The organism is Nocardiopsis sp. NPDC058631 (genome assembly GCF_042716955.1).
In the GTDB taxonomy this organism is placed as follows: Bacteria; Actinomycetota; Actinomycetes; order Streptosporangiales; family Streptosporangiaceae; genus Nocardiopsis.
Genome location: NZ_JBHXQY010000067.1, coordinates 1 through 21,816, shown reverse-complemented (window position 1 = coordinate 21,816; position 21,816 = coordinate 1). Strand labels below are relative to the sequence as shown.

General features: G+C 72.9%; 18 protein-coding genes. 9 read left to right on the top strand and 9 right to left on the bottom strand.

Features of this window, described 5'->3' with window-relative positions:
- The first annotated feature begins 39 nt into the window (after window positions 1–39).
- Window positions 40–1,392 (top strand): protein kinase, encoded by a 1,353-nt coding sequence (locus tag ACFWTE_RS20805; RefSeq protein WP_378781287.1) that lies wholly within the window; start codon window positions 40–42, stop codon window positions 1,390–1,392.
- A gap of 132 nt (window positions 1,393–1,524) precedes the next feature.
- Here ACFWTE_RS20805 and ACFWTE_RS20800 read toward each other — a convergent pair whose 3' ends face one another.
- Together ACFWTE_RS20800 and ACFWTE_RS20795 are read right to left on the bottom strand one after the other, a co-directional pair.
- A complete protein-coding gene (locus ACFWTE_RS20800) occupies window positions 1,525–2,700 on the bottom strand; it encodes a hypothetical protein (protein ID WP_378781285.1) in 1,176 nt (391 codons plus the stop codon).
- Window positions 2,701–2,810: 110 nt separating this feature from the next.
- The gene (locus ACFWTE_RS20795) at window positions 2,811–3,227 is read right to left on the bottom strand and encodes a MerR family transcriptional regulator (RefSeq protein WP_378781284.1); all 417 of its coding nucleotides are present in this window, start codon (window positions 3,225–3,227) and stop codon (window positions 2,811–2,813) included.
- A gap of 128 nt (window positions 3,228–3,355) precedes the next feature.
- Between ACFWTE_RS20795 and ahcY (ACFWTE_RS20790) the strand changes: the two genes are divergently transcribed.
- Both ahcY (ACFWTE_RS20790) and ahcY (ACFWTE_RS20785) read left to right on the top strand, forming a co-directional pair.
- Window positions 3,356–4,792, top strand: a complete 1,437-nt coding sequence (gene ahcY / locus ACFWTE_RS20790; protein WP_378781282.1) for an adenosylhomocysteinase — start codon at window positions 3,356–3,358, stop codon at window positions 4,790–4,792.
- Window positions 4,793–4,899: 107 nt separating this feature from the next.
- Window positions 4,900–6,162 (top strand): adenosylhomocysteinase, encoded by a 1,263-nt coding sequence (ahcY, locus tag ACFWTE_RS20785; protein ID WP_378781281.1) that lies wholly within the window; start codon window positions 4,900–4,902, stop codon window positions 6,160–6,162.
- A 49-nt stretch (window positions 6,163–6,211) separates the two neighbouring features.
- Here the strand turns inward: ahcY (ACFWTE_RS20785) and ACFWTE_RS20780 are convergent, their stop codons facing one another.
- A complete protein-coding gene (locus ACFWTE_RS20780; RefSeq protein WP_378781280.1) occupies window positions 6,212–7,177 on the bottom strand; it encodes an RDD family protein in 966 nt (321 codons plus the stop codon).
- A 108-nt stretch (window positions 7,178–7,285) separates the two neighbouring features.
- Between ACFWTE_RS20780 and ACFWTE_RS20775 the strand changes: the two genes are divergently transcribed.
- Both ACFWTE_RS20775 and ACFWTE_RS20770 read left to right on the top strand, forming a co-directional pair.
- A complete protein-coding gene (locus tag ACFWTE_RS20775) occupies window positions 7,286–8,278 on the top strand; it encodes a stage II sporulation protein M (RefSeq protein ID WP_378781279.1) in 993 nt (330 codons plus the stop codon).
- Between the two features lie 41 nt (window positions 8,279–8,319).
- Entirely contained in the window at window positions 8,320–8,568 is a 249-nt protein-coding gene (locus tag ACFWTE_RS20770) for a DUF397 domain-containing protein (protein ID WP_378781277.1), read from the top strand.
- Here ACFWTE_RS20770 and ACFWTE_RS20765 read toward each other — a convergent pair.
- From ACFWTE_RS20765 to ACFWTE_RS20740, 6 genes are all read right to left on the bottom strand, one after another.
- The gene (locus ACFWTE_RS20765) at window positions 8,513–10,609 is read right to left on the bottom strand and encodes a tetratricopeptide repeat protein (RefSeq protein WP_378781276.1); all 2,097 of its coding nucleotides are present in this window, start codon (window positions 10,607–10,609) and stop codon (window positions 8,513–8,515) included. The two genes, ACFWTE_RS20770 and ACFWTE_RS20765, sit on opposite strands and share 56 nt — an antisense overlap.
- A gap of 96 nt (window positions 10,610–10,705) precedes the next feature.
- Window positions 10,706–12,007 (bottom strand): DUF58 domain-containing protein, encoded by a 1,302-nt coding sequence (locus ACFWTE_RS20760; protein WP_378781274.1) that lies wholly within the window; start codon window positions 12,005–12,007, stop codon window positions 10,706–10,708.
- The gene (locus ACFWTE_RS20755) at window positions 12,007–12,990 is read right to left on the bottom strand and encodes an AAA family ATPase (protein WP_378781272.1); all 984 of its coding nucleotides are present in this window, start codon (window positions 12,988–12,990) and stop codon (window positions 12,007–12,009) included. The genes ACFWTE_RS20760 and ACFWTE_RS20755 overlap by 1 nt, the downstream gene beginning before the upstream one ends.
- Window positions 12,991–13,055: 65 nt before the next feature.
- Window positions 13,056–14,273: a DUF4350 domain-containing protein gene (locus tag ACFWTE_RS20750; RefSeq protein ID WP_378781271.1), complete on the bottom strand. Its 1,218-nt coding sequence runs from the start codon at window positions 14,271–14,273 to the stop codon at window positions 13,056–13,058.
- Window positions 14,270–14,899: a DUF4129 domain-containing protein gene (locus ACFWTE_RS20745; protein WP_378781269.1), complete on the bottom strand. Its 630-nt coding sequence runs from the start codon at window positions 14,897–14,899 to the stop codon at window positions 14,270–14,272. The genes ACFWTE_RS20750 and ACFWTE_RS20745 overlap by 4 nt, the downstream gene beginning before the upstream one ends.
- Window positions 14,896–15,900, bottom strand: coding sequence for a glycerophosphoryl diester phosphodiesterase membrane domain-containing protein (locus ACFWTE_RS20740; protein ID WP_378781295.1), 1,005 nt, complete (start codon window positions 15,898–15,900; stop codon window positions 14,896–14,898). Before ACFWTE_RS20740 ends, ACFWTE_RS20745 begins: the two co-directional genes overlap by 4 nt.
- Before the next feature lie 946 nt (window positions 15,901–16,846).
- Between ACFWTE_RS20740 and mtrA the strand changes: the two genes are divergently transcribed.
- The 4 genes from mtrA (at window position 16,847) to ACFWTE_RS20720 (ending at window position 21,760) form a co-directional block, all read left to right on the top strand.
- Window positions 16,847–17,524 (top strand): MtrAB system response regulator MtrA, encoded by a 678-nt coding sequence (mtrA, locus tag ACFWTE_RS20735; RefSeq protein ID WP_013154750.1) that lies wholly within the window; start codon window positions 16,847–16,849, stop codon window positions 17,522–17,524.
- A 16-nt stretch (window positions 17,525–17,540) separates the two neighbouring features.
- Window positions 17,541–19,406: an MtrAB system histidine kinase MtrB gene (mtrB, locus tag ACFWTE_RS20730; RefSeq protein WP_378781267.1), complete on the top strand. Its 1,866-nt coding sequence runs from the start codon at window positions 17,541–17,543 to the stop codon at window positions 19,404–19,406.
- Entirely contained in the window at window positions 19,403–21,292 is a 1,890-nt protein-coding gene (locus ACFWTE_RS20725) for an LpqB family beta-propeller domain-containing protein (protein WP_378781265.1), read from the top strand. The genes mtrB and ACFWTE_RS20725 overlap by 4 nt, the downstream gene beginning before the upstream one ends.
- Window positions 21,293–21,535: 243 nt before the next feature.
- On the top strand, window positions 21,536–21,760 hold the full coding sequence (locus ACFWTE_RS20720; protein ID WP_378781263.1) for a hypothetical protein: 225 nt from the start codon (window positions 21,536–21,538) through the stop codon (window positions 21,758–21,760).
- Window positions 21,761–21,816: the final 56 nt, after the last annotated feature.

The following is a 21,816-nucleotide window of genomic DNA, read 5'->3' as shown; positions in this document are numbered from 1 at the left end:
TGCGCGCCCCGCTCAAGACGACCTCCCTGGAGGACCCCGATGCCCGGTTCCGATTCGCTGCTTCCGAGCGACCCCTCCTCGTTCGGTGAGTACAGCGTGACCGGAAGGCTGGGCAAGGGGGGCCAGGGCGTCGTCTACCTCGCGGAGGGCCCGGACGGCGGCGAGGTCGCGGTCAAGGTCCTCAACGACCAGTGGTCGCAGGACTCGGACCTGCGCAAGCGGTTCGAGAAGGAGGTCCGCGCCGCCCAGAAGGTCGCCTCGTTCTGTACGGCCGCGATCATCGACGCCCAGCTCGACAGCGACCCCCCGTACGTGGTCAGCGAGTTCGTACCGGGCAAGGACCTCCAGGAGGCCGTGGCCAAGGGCGCGGTCCTGCGCGGATCCACGCTCCAGCGGCTCGCGGTCTCCACCGCCACCGCCCTGGTCGCGATCCACAGGGCGGGCATCGTCCACCGCGACTTCAAGCCCGGCAACGTGCTCCTGGGCCCGGACGGGCCGCGCGTGATCGACTTCGGCATCGCCCGGGTCGACGACGGCACCGCCACCATGACCAACTCGATCGTCGGCACGCCCTCCTACATGGCCCCCGAACAGATCGAGGGCAGCGGCATCACCGACAAGTGCGACATCTTCGCGTGGGGCTGCGTGATCGCGTTCGCCTCCACCGGACGCGCGCCGTTCGGATCGGACACCGTTCCCGCCGTGGTGCACCGCGTGGTCAGCGCGCCGCCGGACGTGGAGGGCGTGGACGAGGCGCTGCGCCCCGTCGTCGAGTCGTGCCTGGACAAGAACCCCGCCAACCGGCCCAACGCCCAGACGCTGCTGATGCGCCTTCTCGGCCACGACGGACCGGACACGTCCGCTCCCTCCACCGACGACGCCGTCAGGCAGGGCGAGCAGATCGCACAGGCGGGAGTGGCCACCGGCGGCCAGGCACCGTTCCGGCCCCAGCCGCAGAGCGGCCCGCAGGCCGGAGCCGTCGGCTACCCGCCCGGCGCCTCCGCCCCGCGTCCCGGCCTACCGGTCTACCCGGACCCCCGTCACGGTTTCGGCCATCCGGGCGCCTCCAATCCGCGCCCCGGCGTACCGGGCCATCCCGGTACCTCCAACCCCCAGAGCGGCCTCCACGGCCACCCGGGGACGTCCAACCCGCGTCCGGGGTACCCGCACCAGCAGCACGCCATGCCCCCCGGCGTGCACGGCAGGGGCAACCCGATGCCCACGGGCATGAACCCCAACCAGACCTACGCCCGCCCCGGTGGGCCGCAGCCCATGCCGCGCCCGGTCGAGCAGAACTCGGTGCTCCAGCAGAGCTGGGTCATCCCGGCGGTCCTCATCACCATCGTGATCCTGCTGCTGGTCCTGCTCCTGATCGCGCTCAGCGGGGGCTAGGCCGCGCTCCTGCCCCCTCCCGGGCTCCGCGTCCGCCAGGCTCCCTCCCGCCGCGCCTCTGCGCTCGTGAAGCACCACCGGGCCGAACATCGCACCCCGTCCTGCGGGAGATCGCCCGGACGGCCGCCCGCGTCACACCCTCGTGAGCTCGTTCATGGCGCGGGACACGGCCTCGTCCACGAGGTCGCGCACCTGGGGCCAGCGGTCGTCCACGCAGTCGGTCGGCATCACGGTGACGCTGTCGGTACCCGACATGCCCAGAGCGTCCCGTACCCCGTCAGGGGTGGTCAGGCGCGCGTCGGTGCTCACCGCCAGGACCCCGGTCCGGGGCCGCCCGATCTCCTGCACGACCACGCACAGCGACAGGGACGCCTCGCCCACCACCAGCTCCAGGGCCGTCCACCAGTGGGTCGCGTCGGGCGTGAGGACGGTCCGCGCCGCCGTCGCCGCCGCCTGGCTCTCCGGGAAGGGGTCCTCGGAGCCGCCCGAGTGCACGAGCGCGCGGGCGCCGGGGTCCAGGGCCCGCAGGATCAGGGCGACCGGCTCCCGGCGCGAGCGCACGTAGTCCAGGACGCGGCGGCGGGTCACGGCGGCCAGCGGTGACTCCGGCGAACGGGTCGGGGGAGCGCTCTCGGACGACCAGCTCAGCTCCTCGCGCAGGGTCCGGGTGACCAGCTTCGCGAAGTGGCGCACCAGCGCGGCGAGGCGCTCCTCGGGGTCCCGTCCGCCACACGGGGGCACCGCGAGCCCGTCCGGCAGCAGCGGAGGGAAGTCGGCCCTTCTCAGTACCAGTGAGGCCAGAACCCAGGGCAGGACCCAGGGGCGGTCGCCCGCCTCCGTCCGCAGCGACTCCTGCTCCGCCGCGGTCGCGTCGAGTTCGTCCAGCACGGCGGAGCACTCGGCGAAGGTGTACGCCGCGCGCACCACGGGGTGCACGGGGGCCGACGCGGCCCGGGCCAGCCGCAGCGCGTGCTCGGAGTCCAAGGGGCGGTCCGGGGAGCGCGTGGGGTCGTCAGCGGGGAGGGCCAGGGCCCGCTCGGCGAGTTCGGCGACGTAGGCGGCGGTGACCGCGCGCCCCGACATGCCGTCCTCCGCGGTGGACGCCACGAGCTCCTCCAGGGCCGGGCCGCCGCCCAGCTCGCGGACGCGGTTCCGGGTGAGCTCCCGCCGTGCGGCTCCGCGCGCGTCCCGGGGCTGGCCCTGGCGGTGCTGGGCCCAGATCACCCGCAGCCGGTCGACGTCCATCAGGTCTTCGCGCACGAGGTCCGGGAGCCGGTCCGGGGCCGCGCCGCTGCAAAGGGTATCCACGCCCCTTCCGTAGCCCGTCGGTAGTTTGCCAAAACATGCGGGACGGGTCCACCTGTGGCCATGACCGGACGCACAGGCGTGTGAACCCCCTGTGACCCACGTGCGTCGGATCAGGTCCGGCGGTCGTGGAGCAGCCGCATGGCCTTCTGCTTCTCGAAGTCGAGGGCGCGCGTGGGAGCCGCCGCGAGCCTGCCCAGCCGCTCCCCGTGCGCGCGCACCCGCGCCAGGACGTCGGGTTCGGCGAGTACGCGCAGGGCGAACGCCAGGGCGGCGGGCGGGATGTCGAACTCGCGTTCCAGCTCCAGGCCGACCCCGATCGTGCCCAGGTCCTCCTCGGTGAACCGGCGGTGCCGGTGCCCCCGCCCCGTGGGCTGCTCCTGGGTGCGGGGCAGCAGGCCCAACCCCTCCCGGTAGCGGAGCATCCGGGCCGTGGTGCCCACGCGCTCCGCGGCGGCGGAGATCGGGACGGGGCCAGCCGGCCAGGCGGTCCGGTCGGGTGGGGACGGGGCGTCGTCGAGGGCGGCCATGGACGCGACCCTAACCGAACTCCGACCCCGGGCACCCTGAATCTGACAGGACTTTGTCAGCTTCGTGCTGGTGTCGGGCCTGCGGGCCTAGAATCGTGGACGCAACGACCACCACGAGTGAGGAACGCATGGCTTTCGACTTCAAGGTCGCCGATCTTTCCCTGGCTTCCTTCGGCCGCGACGAGATCCGCCTCGCCGAGCACGAGATGCCCGGTCTCATGGCCACCCGCGCCGAGTACGGGGAGAGCAAGCCGCTGAGCGGGGCCCGCATCATGGGCTCGCTGCACATGACCGTCCAGACCGCGGTCCTCATCGAGACCCTGGTCGCCCTGGGCGCCGAGGTCCGCTGGGTCAGCTGCAACATCTTCTCCACCCAGGACCACGCCGCCGCCGCGATCGTCGTCGGCCCCCACGGCACCCCCGAGGACCCGCAGGGCGTTCCGGTCTTCGCCTGGAAGGGCGAGACCCTGGAGGAGTACTGGTGGTGCACGGAGCAGGCCCTGACCTGGCCCGGCGCCGACGGCCCCAACATGATCCTGGACGACGGCGGTGACGCCACCATGCTCGTCCACAAGGGGGCCGAGTACGAGAAGGCCGGGGCCGTCCCCGACCCCTCCACGGCGGACACCGAGGAGTTCGAGGTCGTCCTGACCCTCCTCCAGAAGAGCCTGGCCAAGGACTCCGCCAAGTGGACCGGGATCGCCCGGGGCATCAAGGGCGTCACCGAGGAGACCACCACCGGTGTGCTCCGCCTGTACGAGATGCAGCGTGACGGCGTGCTGTCGTTCCCGGCGATCAACGTCAACGACTCCGTCACCAAGAGCAAGTTCGACAACAAGTACGGCATCCGCCACTCGCTGCCCGACGGCATCATGCGCGCCACCGACGTGCTCATCGGCGGCAAGGTCGCCGTGGTGTGCGGTTACGGCGACGTCGGCAAGGGTGCGGCCGAGGCGCTGCGCGGCCAGGGCGGCCGGGTCATCATCACCGAGATCGACCCGATCAACGCCCTCCAGGCCGCCATGGACGGATTCCAGGTCACCACCCTGGAGGACGTGCTGGAGACCGGTGACATCTTCATCACCACCACCGGCAACTTCAACGTCATCATGGCCGACCAGATCACCCGCATGAAGCACCAGGCGATCATCGGCAACGTCGGCCACTTCGACAACGAGATCGACATGGCCGGTCTGGCGAAGGTCCCCGGCATCGTCAAGAAGGAGATCAAGCCGCAGGTCCACGAGTGGACCCTCCCCGAAGGCAAGTCCGTCCTGGTGCTGTCCGAGGGCCGCCTGCTCAACCTGGGCAACGCCACCGGGCACCCCAGCTTCGTGATGTCCAACAGCTTCACGAACCAGGTCATCGCGCAGATCGAGCTGTTCACCAAGCCCGACGAGTACCCGATCGGCGTGTACACGCTGCCCAAGATCCTCGACGAGAAGGTCGCCCGTCTGCACCTGGACGCGCTCGGCGTCAAGCTGACGACCCTCACCAAGGAGCAGTCCGCCTACATCGGGGTGGACGTGGCGGGCCCGTACAAGCCCGACCACTACCGCTACTAGACCGCGAGCCGACGGGCGCCGCCGGGAGACCCCGGCGGCGCCCGCGCCGTGTTCCGGCCCTGGTCGCGGACGGGAGACCGGACCGGAGAAGGGATCCTGGTGAGCACATGACCCACACACCGCACGAGGTGGCCGACCTCGGCCTGGCCAGAGCCGGGGCCCGCCGCGTGGCCTGGGCCGAGCGCTCGATGCCGGTGCTGCGCAGCGTGCGCGAGCGCTTCGCCGCCGAGCGCCCCCTGGAGGGGCTGCGCGTGGCCGCGTGCCTGCACGTGACGGCCGAGACCGCGAACCTGCTGCGCGCCCTGCGCGCGGGCGGCGCCGAGGTGGCACTGGCGGCCTCCAACCCGCTGTCCACCCAGGACGACACCGCCGCCGCCCTGGTCGCCGAGTACGGGGTCTCGGTCCACGCGTGGGCCGGAATGGACCCGGTGGCCTACGACCGGAACCTGGTCACGGTCCTGGAGACGCGCCCGCACCTGCTCCTCGACGACGGCTGCGACCTGGTCAACACGGTGCACGTGGCCCGCCCCGACCTGCTGGACGGGGTCCTCGGCGGGTGCGAGCAGACGACCACCGGTGTCATCAGACTGCGCAGGATGAGCGCCGAGGGCGAGCTGCGGCTGCCGATGGTCGCGGTCAACGACACCGCCACCAAGCGCATGTTCGACAACCGTTACGGCACCGGACAGTCCACCATCGACGGCATCCTGCGGGCGACCAACGCGCTCCTCGCCGGACGCACCGTCGTGGTCGCCGGGTTCGGCTACTGCGGCCGGGGGCTCGCGGAACGGGCCCGGGGGATGGGCGCCCGGGTGGTCGTCACCGAGGTCGATCCGGTCAAGGCCCTGGACGCGGTCATGCAGGGCTACACCGTCTCGACGATGGACGACGCGGCCCCGGTCGGGGACGTGTTCGTCACCGTCACCGGCAACCGCGACGTGGTCCGGGCAGAGCACCTCAAGAGGATGAAGGACGGCGCGATCCTGGCCAACTCCGGCCACTTCGACCTGGAGATCGACCTGTCCGCCCTGGAGCGGCTGGCCGTCGGGGTCGACCGGGGCGTCCGCGACCAGGCCGACGAGTACGTGTTCGAGGACGGGCGCCGCGTGCTGCTGCTGTCCGAGGGACGACTGGTCAACCTGGGAGCAGCCGAGGGCCACCCCGCGGCGGTCATGGACATGTCGTTCGCGGTGCAGGCGCTGACCGCGGAGTGGCTGGCCTCGGAGCACGCCGGTATGGGGCCGGGAGTGCTGGAGGTGCCGGAGGGCATCGACACGGAGGTGGCCCGCCTGGAACTGGCCTCACTGGGGGTGCGGATCGACGCGCTGACCCCCGGGCAGGAGGCCTACCTGCGGTCCTGGCGCCCCTGATCCCACGGCCCGCGGGCCAGGCGGGCGTCCGGCGCTTCTGCCCGCCCCGTCACTGGTGGGGGTACGGGCCGGCCTGCGGGTGCCCGCCGTGCTGCCGCGGATACCCCGTCTGCTGGTGCGGGTAGCCCCTCTGGGCCTGCTGGGACCGGTCGTACTGCTGCGCGTACCCGTTCGGGTACTGCGGATATCCCTGTGGGGACTGCTGCTGGCCGACGCCCCGGGACGGCTGCACGGCGGCCTCGTGGCGCCGGCGCCTCTCCGCGAGCACGGCGGCCAGGAAGTACGGAGGGGTGGTGCCGGGCGGTGGCGGCGGGCTGATCTGCGCGGCGACCTCGTCGGCCAGCCGGATGCCCATCTCGTGGCGGGTGTGCTCGGCCAGCTCCCCGTACCGGAGCACGTACTGGCGGGCGGAGGCCGCCGTCTCCGCGGACAGCCGGGACAGCTCGACGCCCGCGGCCCACCCGGCCAGGTGCTGCGGCATGGGGACGACCTCGTCGCGGCGGCTGCCACCGCGCTCCTCCACCACCATGGTCCCGGCGACGAAGTCGCCCACCCGGCGGCCGTCCCGGTTGACCATCGACGTGATCAGGGCGACCACGCCGGTCGTCATCCAGATCTCCACGAACGACGCCAGCCCGCGCGCCAGCGCCTGCCGGAACCGCTCCGGCGAGCCGTCGGTGCCGACCACCCGCAGGCCGAGAGCCATCTTGCCGAGGGAACGGCCGCGCGAGACCGTCTCGAAGATCGTCGGGTAGCCGACCAGGACCAGGACCAGGCCGGCCAGGGAGACCGCGGCGGTCGCCGCGGGGTCGATGCCGGTGCTGATCCACGAGGTCAGGATGCCGAGCGCGATCAGCCCGATGACCTGGGCGATGACGTCGATGGCCAGGGCCGCGGCCCTCGTGGCGAAGCCCGCCGGACGCAGGTCGAGCACCACCGCGTCACCGGTGACCAGTGGTGTCACTCCGTACACGTCGCCGCGGGTGTCACCGTTGCCGGGATAGGACACCAGCACACGCTCCCTCAGGGCTGTCTGAAACCGTCCCCATGACAGTACCCGCCACATGGGACGGGAGTTCGCCTCGGAGGCGTTCCCCGGACCCGAACCGATAGGGTCCCATGCGTGGATATCGACGTGTTCGCCGCGGTGCACGCCCGGGAGTGGGACCGGCTGGACGATCTGGCGCGCAGGCGCCGTTCGCTGGACGGTGAGGAGATCGACGAACTCGTCGAGCTCTACCAGAGGGTGTCCACCCACCTGTCCGTCGTGCGCTCGTCGGGCCAGGACCCCGCCCTCGTCGGCAGGCTGTCGGCCCTGGTGGCGCGTGCCCGGTCGGCGGTGACCGGTGCCCACGCGTCCGCGTGGCGCGACGTCGGAGCGTTCTTCACACGGGTCTTCCCCGCGGTGCTGTACCGGCTGCGGTGGTGGTGGATCGGTACGACGGCGGGCACGGTCGCGATCGCGGCGGTCACCGCCGCGTGGATCGTCAACGACCCCGACGTGCTCCACGCCCTGGGAACCCCCGAGGCGATGGCCCAGTACGTCGAGCACGACTTCGCCAACTACTACGTCGAGAACCCGGCGGGTTCGTTCGCCGCCCAGGTCTGGACGAACAACGCGTGGGTGGCCGCCCAGGCGATCATCTTCGGTGTGGCGTTCGGCGTGCCCACACTCGCGGTGCTGGCCATGAACGGTGTCAACATCGGGATGGCCGCCGGGATGATGATCGCCCACGGGCGCGGCGACGTGTTCTTCGGGCTGATCCTCCCGCACGGCCTGCTGGAGATGACGGCCGTGTTCGTGGCCGGGGGTGTCGGGCTCAAGCTCGGCTGGACGATCATCTCCCCGGGGGACCGCACCCGCATGCGAGCCCTGGGCGAGGAGGCCAGGGCCGCCATCGCGGTGGTGCTCGGCCTGGTGGCCGTGCTGTTCGTCTCCGGGCTGATCGAGGGATTCGTCACAGGCTGGGTGCACGTGACCTGGCAGAGGATCGGTATCGGCGTGGTCGCCGAGGCGCTGTTCGTGCTCTACGTGTTCACGGTGGGCCGCAGGGCGTACCTGGCGGGGGAGACCGGCGACATCAAGAACGCCCCGCAGGCCGTTCCGGTGGCCTGAGAGCCCTGCCCCGCAAGGCGTTCCGTGGCAGCATCGCTGTCATGGACACCAACGCCCCCCGCTGGTTCAAGAGCTCCCACAGCGCCGCCGAGACCTGCTGTGTGGAAGTGGCCGTCGGCGCTCGCGCCGTTCGCGTGCGGGACTCCGCGCATCCGGAGGGCCGGGTGCTCGGACTCGCGGTTCCGGAGTGGGCGGTCCTGGTGCGCTCCGTCTCCGGTGCCCGGGAGGGCGGGCTCAGGGCAGCGCCGTCCCCGAACCGTCCCCTGCCACCTCCGCGATGCGCTGCCTGACCATCGCCACCTGGGGGTGGTCCTCTCCCAGCTGCGCCTCCCACCTCCGCAGGACAACGGTGAAGATCCCGAGCGCCTCCGCGAACTCCCCCTGCTCCTGGGCGGCCCTAGCCGTGTAGTAGGCGGCGTCCGTGGTGAGGTGGTGCCCCTTGCCCAGCAGACGCTCACGGACGCGGTGGACGCGACGGAACCCGGCACGGGCCGTGGCGGGGTCCCCGCGGCGCATGGTCACGTAGGCGAGGTTCTGTACCGCGAACAGGAACAGCGGGTCCTCCTCCCCGGCGGCCCGTGAACGCGCATCCCTCACCACCGCCAGGGCTTCCTCCGCCTCGTCCCACCGTTCCTGCCTGAGGGCGATCAGGCCCAACTGGTAGCGGGTCTCCAGAGTGTCCGGGTGCTCGGTTCCCAACGCGTCCTCCCGGTCCCGGCACAGCGCACGGAAGGCTTGCTCCGCCTCCTCTTCCAGCCCCCTCATCAGCTGGGCCTCGGCGAGGTAGTGCCTGGCGGAGAGCACGGCGGGGTCGGACCGGCCGAAATGCCTCTCCGCGAACTCCGGGTGGGCCGAGAGGGCCCGCGCCACCACGTGCGGTCTGCCGAGGCGGAGGAGCTTCCCGGCGGCCGACAGGGTGGCCAGGACCCCCTCCCGGCGGAGAGCGGCCGTGGTCGCCTCCAGGGCCTGGACGCGTGCCGCGACGGGGTCCTCTTCCCGGGGGAACAGGCGCGCTCGCAGGCCGATGCTGGAGAGGAGGGCACCGAGTTCGAATTCGAGATCCCTGTCGCTGTTCCAGTCGACCAGCCGTTCGGCGTGTGCCAGCAGGGGGAGGTCGGCGCCGGTGAGACCCGCCTGGACGGTCTCCGCCACCAGCGGGTGCAGACGCAGGACCGTCTCCCCCGCCCGCTGCCCGACGGAGACCAGGCCGTGGACGACCAGAGCGTTGACCGCACGGGCGAACGAGGCCCCGTCCAGGGATCCGAGGGGGCCTCCGTCGAGTACGGACAGGGGCAGTCTGCGCAGGGGGACGGGCATCGCACCGGAGCCCATGACCGCCAGGAGCCTCAACAGCGGAGCGGCCTTCGGCTCCCTCTCCGCGACCAGGCACAGGGACAGCTCCCACACCCCGGACAGGAGCCTGCGGTCGGCGCCCGCCCCGGTGACGAAGGGCGCGGCCAGCTCGTCCAGCGCACCGAGATTCTCGCGGAGTTCGCCCGACAGGGCGTGCGCGTCGGGGAACAGCACCCTGTGCGTGGCGAGGATGCGTCCGGCCAGGGACAGTGCCAGGGGCACCCCGCCCAGCCGCTCCGCCAGCTCCTCCGCCCCCGCCAACCCCGCGAGCCCCGCGTGGTCGGTGAGCGCGGCCGCCGCCGCGTCGGCGGTCAGCTCGCCGACCCGGTGCACCTGGGCCGGAGCCCACAGCGCGGGGTCGTCCACCCGGCTGGTCACCAGTACGAACCCGCCCGGGCTCGCCCGCATCCACCCCAGCTGGTCGCCGGGCCGGTTCTCCGGATCCAGTTCCTCCGGCCGGTCGGCGTTGTCGACCACCAGCAGCCACGGCTTCGGCGCCGCGTCCAGGTACCGCCACACCCAGCGGGCGGCCTGGCGCGGTGCCGACCTCATCCGCTCCGCCTCCGCCCTGGGCCCGCCGAGCTCGACGGCGGCCTCCAGCATGCTCGCCACGACGCTGTCCGGGCGTACCCAGAACACCGTCCACCCCTCCGCCCGCGCACGCTCGGCCAGTGCCGCAGCCACCGTCGTCTTGCCGAACCCGCCGGGCCCGGTCAGGACGTGCGGCACCGGGGCCCCGGCCCTCATCTCCCGACCCAGGACCCGTAGCAGCTCCTCGCGCCCGCGCACGGCGGTAGCGGGCCTGGGCGCGTCCAGGGACACGTTCGCCAGCGGCGGAGGCGGCGCCTGCGGCGCGTTGACCGTGAGACCGCCGTGGATGTCGCGGGCCTGCACCAGTCGGCCGTACACGGCCCCCTGGAAGGAGTTGCCGAAGCGGTCGTCGCACGTGCCGTCACCGGCACCGGGGGAAGGGGGCATGCGACCATGGTGCCCGCCCGGGGCCGTTCCGTGAAGGGAACCGCGGCCCGGGCGGGCACGGGGGCGCGTGGCCGGGCCGCCCCGCCCGACGATGGCCTACAGCCGTCCCTGGGCCTTGAGGTTGATGTAGGCGTCCGCGAGCGCGGGCGCGATGTGCTCGGGGTCGGCGTCGACGACCTCCACGCCCATCCGCCGGAGCTCGGCGGTCACCCGGCGCCGCTCGCTCAGCGTCCGCTCGGCCGCCGCGGCCCGGTACAGCGCGTCCGCGCCGCCCCGCTCCGCCGCCATGTCGTCGACCGCCGGATCCCGCACGGCCGCGACCAGCAGCAGGTGGCGCGACGTCAGCAGGGGCAGCTTCGGCAGCAGCCCCTCCTCCAGCGCCGCCGCGTTCAGGTCGGTCAGCAGCACCACCAGCCGCCGGGCCCGCCCCTGGGTGCCCAGGACGGTTCCCACCAGCCCGGCCGGGTCGGACTCCACCAGCTCCGCCTCCAGCGGCGCCATGGCCTCCACGATCCGGTTCACCTGGCTGCCCCTGCCGGACGAGCGCACCTGGGCCCGCGTGCGCCGGTCGTAGGCCATGAAGTCCACCCGGTCGCCCGCGCGGCCCGCCAGCGCCGCCAGCAGCAGCGCGGCGTCCATCGCGTGGTCCAGCCGCGGCGTGTCGCCGACCCGCCCCGCCGACGTGCGCCCGGTGTCCAGCACGATGAGGACGCGCCGGTCCCGTTCGGGGCGCCACGTCCGCACCACCACGCCGTCGTTGCGGGCGGTGGCCCGCCAGTCGATCGACCGCACGTCGTCGCCGGGCACGTAGTCGCGCAGCGAGTCGAACTCGCTGCCCTGTCCTCGCACCATCGCCGTGTGCTGGCCCTCCAGCTCGCGCAGCCGCGAGAGCTTGCCGGGCAGGTGGCGGCGGCTGTGGAACGGGGGCAGCGTCCGCACGGTCCACGGCGCGGGCAGCGTCCGCTGCCTGCCCGCCAGCCCCAGCGGGCCGATGCTGCGCACGGTCACGCCCGCGGCGCGGGCGTCGCCGCGACGGGTCGGGGTCAGGGTGGTCGTCACCCGGCGCCTCTCGCCCGCGTCCACGCGCACCGGCTGCCTGCGCGGCGCGGCGTGCGCGCTCGGAGGCCACGCGTCGCGCACCGAACCACGCAGACCCCGCCGTGTGGGGTTGGCGAGGGTCACGTGCACCACCGCGGACTCGCCGAGGCGCAGCGAGGAGTCGCCCTCCCGGGACAGCCGCAGCGACCCCGGGCTCGCCGCCAGGCACACGTCCGCGACGAGCAGCGACACCAAAAGCGTGAGGGCCCCGACGGTGGCCCAGGCGCCGACCAGCCCGGAGACCGCCACCGCGACCGTCGCCAGGAACGCCAGCAGGACCGCCCTGCCGGTGACCACCATCAGCGCGGCACCGGGACGGAGGCGAGCACACCGTCCAGGATTCCGTCGGTGGTGGCGCCCTCCAGCTCGGCCTCCGGGCGCAGCGCGATCCGGTGCCGCAGGGTCCCCTTGGCGAGGGCCTTGACGTCGTCGGGGATGACGTAGTCGCGGCCCGACAGCCACGCCCACGCGCGGCTGGTGCGCAGCAGCGCCGTGGCGCCGCGCGGGGACGCGCCCAGCTGCAGCGACGGGGAGTGCCGGGTGGCCCTGCACAGGTCGACGATGTAGCCGAGCACCTCGGGCGCGATCCGCACCCGTTCCACGGCCTCCCGCGCAGCCCGCAGCTCGGCGGCGCCCGCCACCGCGGTCACCCCGGCGGCGGCCAGGTCGCTCGGGTCGAAACCGGCCGCGTGGCGGCCCAGCATCTCCACCTCGGTCGCCCTCTCGGGCAGGGGGACGGTCACCTTGAGCAGGAACCGGTCCAGCTGCGCCTCGGGCAGCGGGTACGTGCCCTCGTACTCCACGGGGTTCTGGGTGGCGGCCACCATGAACGGGTCGGGCAGCGCGACCGGGTTGCCCTCCACCGTGACCTGCCGCTCCTCCATGGCCTCCAGCAGCGACGCCTGGGTCTTGGGCGGGGTCCGGTTGATCTCGTCCGCCAGCAGCAGGTTGGTGAAGACCGGCCCCTTCATGAACTCGAACTTCGCCGTGTGCTGGTCGTAGACCAGTGACCCCGTCACGTCGCCCGGCATCAGGTCCGGGGTGAACTGCACCCGCTTGTTGTCGAGGGACAGGGCTGCCGAGAGGGTGCGCACCAGCAGTGTCTTGGCGACACCGGGCACGCCCTCCATCAGCACGTGGCCGCGGCACAGCAGTGCCACGACCAGGCCGGTCACCGTCTCGTCCTGGCCCACGACCGCCTTGGCCACTTCGCGGCGCAGGGCGACCAGCGCCGCACGTGCCTCGTCGGCGGATGGCGATGCCTCGGGTGTGAAGGCGCTCACGTGCCGTCTACCTCTCTCATACCTGGTCGATCACTGTCTGGGGGCGGGGCCCGGCGCCGCGGGGGTCACCGGAGCCTCCGGGTGCGCTCGTCGAGTTCGTCGGCGAGCCGGACCAGCGCGTCGTCGTCCTCCGCGTACGGGTCGTGCCCGTCCGGATAGAGCAGGACCCGCAGGTGCCCGGGGTCGTCGCCGGTCCGTGCCGCGACGGTCTCCACGACCGCCCCCGGCGCCGTCTCCGTGCTCAGGCCGAGCTTGGGCACCGTCCGCTCCAGGAAACCCGACCGCAGGGCGTACGCGGCCCGGTCCCGGGCCTTGCGCGCCTGGTACAGCCCGGCGCGCCCCTCGGTGGTCTCCGAGGCGCGCACCACGACGGGGAGCGCCTCGGGGACCAGGGCGCCCATCCTGCGGCCCTGCCACAGGGCGAGCAGCAGCAGGGTGGCGGCCAGGGGGACCAGGGACCAGCGCAGGCCCAGCGGGATCAGCTCCCACAGGTCGGCGCCGCCCTCCTGCTGGGGCGGGTCCGGACGCAGCCACACCACGTGCTCGGCGGCCATGAGGTTCATCGCCAGGGCGGCGTTGCCCTCGGCGCCGAGCGCGGTGTTGGTCAGCGGCTCGCCCGTGCCGAGCACGGTGGTGGTCGGCCCGCCCACGTCCACCTGGAGGAGGGCGTCGCCGCTTCCGCCCGGGTAGCAGCCGGTCGCGTCCGCGCCGGCCGGAGCGGTGTAGAGCTCACCGCCGACGGTGGCGTCCCCCGCGGCCTCGGCGGCGGGCAGCCCGCAGTCGGGGGAGAACGCGCTGTCCAAGAAGCCGTCGGGCACCTCCCGCCCGGTGACCTCGACTCCGGGGGCGAACGCCGCCAGGGAGGCCACGGAGGGCTGGACCAGGACGGTGTCCGTGTCCAGGGCGGCCAGGTCCTCCAGCTCGGAGGGCAGCAGCCGGTGGTCGAGGAACACGACGAGGACGGTGTCGCCACCGGACCCTCCGACGGCCTCGCCCGCGGCTCCCGAGGAGCGGACGACGTCGACGTCGCGGTCCTCGTCCAGGATGTCGACCAGGGCGCGCGTGCCGTCCGGCGAGACGGATCCGGGCTCCAGGTAGCCGGTGGGGAACTGCTCGGTGCCCAGGGAGAGCAGTACCGACACGACCACGAGCGCGGCGACCACGGCGGCGGGCGTGCGGGCGGAGCGCCACACCCGGAGCGCGCCCGACCCGCCGGGGGGTGTGTCCTGCTCGGAGGGGGGCCGGGGCGCACGGGGCGGCCCGGCGGTGGCGGTGGCCGTCATCCTCGCGCCTCCTCGGCGGGGCGGGCGGCTCGGAGCCGCGTGTCCAGTTCGCGCATGGTCCGCGCGGAGTCGGCGGTCGCCGGGCGGTCTCCGTAGGCCACGTCGTTGAAGATCCTGGCGCCCTCGCGCAGCCCGTCGGCCTCGCCGGGCAGCAGCGCGGACGCCTCGGAGGCCAGTTCGGTGGCGGTCCGTCCGGCGCGCGGGGTGACGATCGCCCTGTCCTCCAGGTCGACGCTGATGGCGCGCAGCCGCTCGGTGACGGCGGCGGCGTACTCGCCGTCGGCCTCATGGCGGTCGGCGGCGGCCCTGTGGTCGGTCGCGGACAGCACGGCGCCCTCGTGCACGGGCGGACCGGACGAGCGGCTGCGGGAGGGGCGCAGCCAGACGACCAGCCAGACCACCAGGGCCGCGACCACCAGGAGGAGCGGCCCGAGGACGACCCAGCCGCCGACGACCCCGGCCCCCGCGTCGGCGAAACCGTCGATGAGCTCGGCGAGCCAGTCGAGGAAGCGGTCGAGCAGGCTCGGCTCCTGCTCCCCGTACAGGGGGTCGCTCAACTCCTCGATGGCGCGCCGCCGGCCCTCGTCCCGGGTCACTTCCCCGGGGACGGCGTGGTGGGGGCTCACGCGCGCGGCTCCGGCAGGTAGATCTCCGGCCCCGCCTCGTAGCCCGCCTGGGCGGCGCTGTGCAGCTTCAGGTCGAGGCCCTCACGGCGCATGCGCAGGTCGACGTAGAGCAGGGTGGTCACTCCCACGGTGAACGGCGTGGTGATCGAGTAGACGAGGACGTTGGCCACGAACATGACGGCGCCCGACACCACCGCGGCCCAGGCCTCACCGGGGAAGACGAAGGAGGGCACGACGGCGATGAGGGTGAAGGGCGTGCTCAGGAGGCTGCTGACGAAGCCGATGAGCATGCTTGCCAGCAGGACGATGCCGAAGACGCGCCACCAGCTGCCCTGGGTCAGCCGCCAGGAGCGGGCCAGGGCCTGGCCGGGGCCGAGGCGTTCGAGCACGACGATCGGCATGGCGAAGTAGAGGCGGATGGTGATCCACGCGAACAGCGCGATCCCTCCGCCGAGCCCGAGCAGCAGCGAGAGGACGACGACGGCGATGCCCGCGCCCTCGCCTCCCGTGCCTATCAGGACGAAGCCCAGGACCATGCCCCCGACCACCACGGTCGCCAGGACCAGGGTGAGGCCGAAGGAGATCAGTATCTGGAGCAGGGCCAGGCCGAGCACGGACCAGAGCCGGTCCCGGACCGCGGCCCAGGCCTGCGACGGGCTGAGCTTGCGCCCCAGGACGGCCAGGCCGATCACGGTGGTCAGGAGGCCGGTGACGAGGATGATCCCGGCGTAGCTGAGCAGGCTGCCGCCGTACACGGCGGCGATCGACCACGCGCTGAACGGGAAGGGGGAGTCGGGGTCGACCGACACCGGGTCGGTCAGCACCTGGTCGAGGAACGTCCCGTAGTCCGCCATGTAGCCGCTGAACCCGACCGAGGAGACGATGCTGGCGACCGCCATGACGATCAGGGAGAGGCCGACCGTGGTCCTGGGATTGCTCCGGATGAGGCTGAACGCGCCGTTGAGGATGTCGCCGAGGGTCAGCGGACGGAGGGGGACCACACCGGGCTTGGGCGCGCGCGGTGCGCCGTACCCTCCCTGGGGGCCGTGGCCCGGGTACCCGTGGCCGGGCGCACCGGGGTGGCCCTGTCCGGGAGGGCCGTAGCCCGGGCCCTGGTTCCCGTACGCCTGCCCGCCGGGAGGGGCGTACGGCGGAGGCGGGCCGTACCCCGGCTGCTGTCCGTGCTGCTCGTACTGCCCGTACCCCGGCGGCGGTCCGTACCCGGGCGCGGGCTGCCACGCGTGCGGGTGCTGCTCACGGCCGCCCGGCTGCGCGGGCCGCCCTGAGCCCGGCGCAGCGAACCCGGACGCGCCCTGGTCGGAGGCCGCGAAGCCCGGACCCTGCTGCGGCGGGTGCGGTGCGTGCGCTCCGGCCCCGGGCGCCTCCGGCTCGGGCCGTTCCCGACCGGGAGCGGCCCAACCGCCGGGTTCGGCCGGCGCACCCCCGGAGGAACCGCCATCGCCAGGGACGCCGGGGTCGCTTCCCGGCGTGTCCCGGTGGTCGTCCTCCTGGGTCATGTGCTCCGCCCTCCATAGGGTTCGGTTACGCTGCGCGAGCGGATCCGCGCGATTTCTGTTGTGCTGGAATCCAACCTACCGGCCGGTTCCACTCGTCCCCTGCGGCCCTGGCACACGTCCAGCAACAACCGACGCACTTCATTCCTTTTGTATGCTTTCTGTTACCAACCGGCCAAGTCGCGAAGGTTTTCGGACCGGCGCAGCCAGGGCCGACACCGCCGGTGGTCGATATCGGTCCGCACGGAGCGAAATGCGTCGACCACTCTCCCAACCACACCGGAAGGTGGCAAGGTGGGGAGGACAAAGCAGTTCCTTGCGTCGGGGAGCAAGGGCGCACCGATCGTTTACGCCGCTTGAGTGTTCCAGAGAGAGGAGTAGGCGCCGCGAATCCGCCGCGAGGCGGTACTGACGCCCGGCGCCGGACACACCGATGAAGGGACGTGTACTGGTTGTCGACGATGACCTCGCCCTCGCCGAGATGCTGGGCATCGTGCTGCGGGGTGAGGGGTTCGAGCCCTCTTTCGTGCATGACGGGGACAAGGCCCTGGAGGCCTTCCGTGAAACCAAGCCTGACCTGGTCCTCCTCGACCTGATGCTGCCCGGGGCCGACGGGATCGACGTGTGCCGTCAGATCCGCGCCGAGTCGGGCGTGCCCATCGTCATGCTCACCGCCAAGAGCGACACCATCGACATCGTCCTCGGCCTGGAGTCGGGCGCGGACGACTACATCGTCAAGCCGTTCAAGCCCAAGGAGCTGGTGGCCCGGGTCCGCGTGCGGTTGCGCCGCACCGAGGAGCCCGCGCCCGAGGTCCTCCAGATCGGGGACATCACCATCGACGTCGCAGGGCACGCCGTGCGCCGTGACGGCGAGCAGATCAGCCTCACCCCGCTGGAGTTCGACCTGCTGGTCGCCCTGGCCCGCAAGCCGCGCCAGGTCTTCACCCGCGAGGTCCTGCTGGAGCAGGTGTGGGGCTACCGCCACGCGGCGGACACCCGCCTGGTCAACGTCCACGTGCAGCGCCTGCGCGCCAAGATCGAGAAGGACCCCGAGCACCCCGAGGTCGTCGTGACCGTCCGCGGTGTCGGCTACAAGGCCGGAACCGCCTGATACCGCAGGGCCGCACATGACCGCAGGTACACCCGAGGAGGAGCGGGGGACCGACTCCGAGGGGCAACGGTCCGGCCCGCCCTCCGGGCTGCCCGAGCCCGGAGGGCGCCGACGCGACGGTGAGACGGGGCTGACCCGCACCTACCTGTTCGCCCAGCGCGCCGCCCGCGCACTGGTGCGCGGTGTCCACACCAACTGGCGCCGCTCGCTCCACCTGCGGGTCATCTCCACCACGCTGGTGCTGTCCCTCCTGGTCATGGTGGGCCTCGGGTACGCGATGATCGGCCAGGTGCGCGGCGGTCTGCTGGACGCCAAGATCTCCACCGCGGTCACCGACCACCGGGCCGGACTCAACTACGCCCTCGCGGAACTCCAGGAGAACGACGGCGGCGACCGCGACCGGCTCCTGTACAACCTCGCCAGCGAGCTCACCAGCCGCAGCGGCGACACCGGCCTCTACAGCGTCGTCATCCTGCCGTCGGTGAGCGACGAGCTCGGCTGGGCGACCGGCGAGGGCAGCGTCCCGCCGCGCCTGATCGAGCAGGTCCGCCAGTCCGAGGCGAACGACCAGCAGTACCACACGTACACGCGGGTCACCACCGAGCAGGGCGAGGAGGAACCCGCGCTGGTGGTCGGCGCCCAGCTCACGCACGCCTACGAGCTGTACTACCTCTTCCCGCTCCAGCACGAGCAGGAGATCCTCGCCCTCGTCCAGAACACGGTCGCCCTGGTCGCGGTGCTCCTGGTCATCCTCCTCGGGCTGATCGCGTTCGTGATCTCCCGGCAGGTCGTCAGCCCCGTCCGGTCGGCCGCCCAGTCCGCCGAGAGGCTGGCCGCGGGCGACCTCACCGAGCGCATGACCGTGCAGGGCGAGGACGACCTGGCCAGGCTGGCCGTGTCCTTCAACGACATGGCGGGCAACCTGGAGGAGAAGATCAAGGAGCTGGAGGAGCTGTCCAAGCTCCAGCGGCAGTTCGTCTCGGACGTCTCCCACGAACTCCGCACACCGCTGACCACCATCAAGATGGCCGGTGACCTGCTCTTCGACGACCGCGACGAGCTCGAACCCACCATGCGCCGCTCCGTGGAGCTGCTGCAGAGCCAGGTCGAGCGCTTCGAGGAACTCCTCGCGGACCTGCTGGAGATCAGCCGCCACGACGCGGGAGCCGCCACCCTCGGCACCGAGTCGGCGGACATCCGCGACGCCGTGATGAAGGCCGTGGGCGACGCCGAGCAGATCGCCGAGCGCCGCGGCATCAAGGTGGTCCTGCGCCTCCCCGCCGAGCCCTGCCTGGCCGAGTTCGACACCCGCCGCATCAACCGCATCCTGCGCAACCTCGTGGTCAACGCCATCGAGCACAGCGAGGGGCGCGACGTGGTGGTCGCCGCCGCGGGGGACCGCGACGCGGTCGCCGTGGCCGTACGCGACTACGGTGTGGGGCTCAAGGAGGGGGAGGAGCACCTGTGCTTCGACCGCTTCTGGCGGGCCGACCCCGCCCGCGTGCGCACCACCGGAGGCACGGGCCTCGGCCTGTCCATCGCCAAGGAGGACGCCGTCCTGCACGGCGGCTGGCTCCAGGCGTGGGGCCTGCCGGGACAGGGGTCCCAGTTCCGCCTGTCCCTGCCCCGCCGGTCCGGGAGCGAACTGCGCGGCTCACCCCTGCCCCTGGTACCGCCCGAGATCGCCCTCGGCCGTACTTTCGCGGCGTTCGGTGACAAGGACGGCGGAGGCGGGCCCAAACCGGCGGCCAACGGCCACGCCCGCCCCGACCGGGGGCCGGGCCGGGGTGACCGCGACACCGCATCGCAGGCGGCAGCCGGCGACGAGACGACAGGACGCTCCGAGCGCGACCCGCGCGAGGACGGGGAGGACGGGTCATGACAGGACCGGACCGGATCACCCGCGCCGTCCGCGCCTCGCTGGCGGGCGCGGTGGTGTGCGCGACCATGGCGGCCTGCGCGACCGTCCCGACGACGGGCCCCGTCGTCCCCGGCGACGGGGGCGACTCCGCGGGCGACCCCTACGGCGGCTACGTGCGGCTGCTGCCCGCGGGGCCGCAACCCGGTGTCGACCCGGAGGGCCTGGTCAGCGGCTTCCTCAAGGACATGGGCAGCTTCGAGGAGGAGCACAAGGCCGCACGCAGCTACATGCTCCCCGACACGGGTGAGGCGTGGTCGCCCGACGGCACGGTCAGGGTCTTCGCCGATCTGGACACCGTCGACCTCGACGCAGAGATCAGCTCCGACGGGCTCACCGCGACCGTGCGGATGCGCAGCCCGCTCGTGGCCACGATCGACGAGAGCGGCAAGTACGTCTCCAGCGACAGCGGGAGGCTGCTCGACGAGCCGTTCGTGCTCGCCCGCGAGGACGAGGACCCCGACGGGGACTGGCGTATCCGGAGCCTGCCCGAGGAACTGGTCCTCAGCCAGCTCGACGTCGAGCGCACGCACCGCCCCTTCAACCTGTACTTCTTCAACCCCGACCGGAGCGCGCTGGTCCCGGACCCGGTCTACCTCCCGGTGAGCAACGAACAACTGCCGGAACGCCTGCTCCGCAAGCTCACCAGCGGCCCCAGCGAGTGGCTGGGCCCCGCAGTGGAGTCCGCCTTCCCCGAGGGGACCAGGCCCTCCCTGGAGGTCGACTCCGAACGCGCGGTCATCGACGTCAGCGTCTCCGGGGACGTCGACGAGTTCGCGATGGGCGCGCAGATCGCCTGGACGCTCCGCCAGCTGCCGGAGATCCAGGAGTTCACCCTGGAGGTGAACGGCTCGGAGGTCGACTTCCCGGGCTCCGACGGCGAGAGCGCGGAGCGGCCGCGCCCGGGCAGCGACCACTGGTCCCAGGTCAATCCGGGGGCCGTCTCCGGCGGTATCCGCGCCTACTACACGCACGAGGGGCAGCTCTGGTCCGCCGAGGACTGGGACGAGGGCGTCTTCGAGGACGCCGAGCGGGTGTCCGGCCCCCTGGGGGCGGGCGACAGCCTCCTGGAGCGGTTCGCGGTGTCGGTCGACGAGAGCACCGTCGCGGGCATCACGCAGGGCGGCGGCCAGGTCGTGACGAGCCTCACCAGCCCGGACGCGGTGACCGAGGAGGTCCTCTCGGACGGGGTCTTCACCGAGTTGTCCTGGGACGTCAACGGCGACCTGTGGGTGGTCGAGGAGACCGAGGACACCGACGCGGCGGAGCAGGACGGGGCCGGGGACGAGACGGCCGAGGAGGAGGCCGACACCGAGGACCCGGTCGAGGAGGGGCCTCCCCCCGCTCCGGGCGCGACCGCGCTGTGGCTCCTGCGCGGCGGCGAGGAGGTGGTGAGGGTGGACGTGTCCGGCCTGCGCGACACCTCCGTGGTGCACTTCCAGATCTCCCGTGACGGCACCCGCGCCGCGCTGGTGACCGAGGCGGACGGCGAGCGCTCGCTCCAGGTGGGACGGGTCGTGGAGGACGCCGACGGCCGGGTCGAGCTGGGGTCGTTCGTCACCCTCGCCAGGGAGCTGCAGGACCTCACCGACGTCGCGTGGCGCAGCTCCGACCAGCTGGTCGTGCTGGGCGGCCGGGACGGAGGTACCGCTCAGGCGTTCCTGGTGTCGCTGGACGGCGGCACCCCGCCCGCGAGCGCGGGGACCCCGGTCGCGAGCATGATGACCATCTCCGGAGCGCCCGGGCAGCCCCTGGTCGCTGGTTCCGACGACGGCAACATCTGGGTCTCCAACGACCCCCTGAACTGGCAGAACGTGGTGGAGGGCGGGGCGCCCACCTTCCCGGGGTGAGCCCGCGGGGTCCTCGCCCCGGTCCGGAGCCCCCGGCGCGTGGGGACCCCCGAGGAGGTCGTCCGCAGGTCGCGCGAGGACGAGGTCGGGACGGGCGGCCACGGCAGCACCCCGTCCGGCCTCGGACCGGTCACCGGCTCCGGGCGCGGGTGCTCCCCGCCTCGCGAGCCGCCTCCCGGCCTGCCCGTCCACAGGCCGGGGAAGGGTCTGGCGCGCGGCGCGGGCGGGGCCGATCCTGGACGAATGAACCACTCCGCACGCCTGGTCGGCGCGCTGCGCGACGCGTTCGCCGCACTGCTCGACCTGGTCCTCCCCCAACTCTGCGCCGGGTGCGGCGACCCCTTCGGGCCCCTGTGCGCGGACTGCCTCACCGTGTGGGGCCGACGGCCCCACCGCTGCGCGCCGAGGCCGGGGTGCCCGCCCTCCTGGGGATGCTGTTGGTTAATTCCGGGTTCTGGCCCCATGTGACGCCGTTCTCCATGACCCTTGGTCGTGGAGAACGGCGTTGTCGTATGGGATGGGTG